This window comes from Protofrankia sp. Cr1 (assembly GCF_963555865.1).
Taxonomy (GTDB): Bacteria; Actinomycetota; Actinomycetes; order Frankiales; family Frankiaceae; genus Protofrankia.
Genome location: NZ_CAUVXO010000556.1, coordinates 2,523 through 3,579, shown reverse-complemented (window position 1 = coordinate 3,579; position 1,057 = coordinate 2,523). Strand labels below are relative to the sequence as shown.

The 1,057-nt window shown below is 69.2% G+C and carries 1 protein-coding gene; it reads left to right on the top strand.

Annotation, left to right across the window (positions count from 1 at the left end; all coding sequences use genetic code 11):
• A partial coding sequence (locus tag U9980_RS25715) for an SDR family oxidoreductase (protein WP_322770291.1) occupies nucleotides 1-1,055 on the top strand: 1,055 nt, incomplete at its 5' end.
• Nucleotides 1,056-1,057: the final 2 nt, after the last annotated feature.

The following is a 1,057-nucleotide window of genomic DNA, read 5'->3' as shown; positions in this document are numbered from 1 at the left end:
CTCGTCCCACGATTCTGCTCACCGGAGCCACCGGCGTGGTGGGCAGCGCGCTGTTGCCGATGCTCGGGCGTCATTTCAGAGTGATCAGCCTGACCCGCCGTGCCCGGGTCGAGCCCGAGCAGGTCCACGGCGACATCGCCCGACCTCGGCTCGGACTCGACCAGATGACCTACAGGACACTGTGCGAGCAGGTCGATTTCGTGATCCACGCTGCCGCGGTCACCGACTTCGCCGCGGGAGCTCAGACCACCCAGGAGCTCAACGTAGCCGGAACCGGGCGGATCTGTGACTTCACCGCCGACAGCAAGGCACGGCTGCTCTACGTCTCCACCGCCTTCGTCGCGCGCGCCGAGCTGACCCGCAGCGCGACCGGCAGCGATCTACGGGAGGCCCTCGCGCGTCCCGAGGACTACCTGGACTCCAAGCGGGCCGCCGAAGCTCTGGTGAGTGCCAGCGGCGTTCCCGCCGCCATCGTCCGACCGTCGGTGGTGATCGGCGACTCGGTCACCGGGCGCATCGTCCGTCTCCAGGGACTGCACACGATCGCGAGTGCGGTGTTGAAGAACCAGCTTCCGCTGGTGCCGCTGGAACCGTCCTCGCGGATCGACTTCATCCCCCAGGACGTCGTCGCCCGCGCGCTGACCGCGCTGGTCCGTGCCGGGATTCCCGACGGGGTGTACTGGCTGAGCGCCGGGCCGCAGGCGCTGACCGCCCAGAGCATGCTCGGTTTCTGTCTGGCCACCGCGCAGCGGCTGGGTATCGCCGTGACCGCGCCGCGCCTGGTCGTTCCGGACATGGTCGAACGGCTGATCCGGCCGGTGTTCATCGACCCGCTGCCCCCGACGGCCAGGCGCCGCTTCGATGACCTTCTTGCCATGACCGCACTGTTCTCCGGGGCACCCCCGTTCCCCACCAGCCTCGGTGCCATCCCCGGTACCCAGGCACCCACGCCGCACGCGCTGGAAAGCTCGTTCGCCGCGTCGGTGCGATATCTGGCGTTGGCCAAGGGTCTGATCGACGAGCGTGCGGCCGGGCTGACGGAGGTTGCGGCATGAAC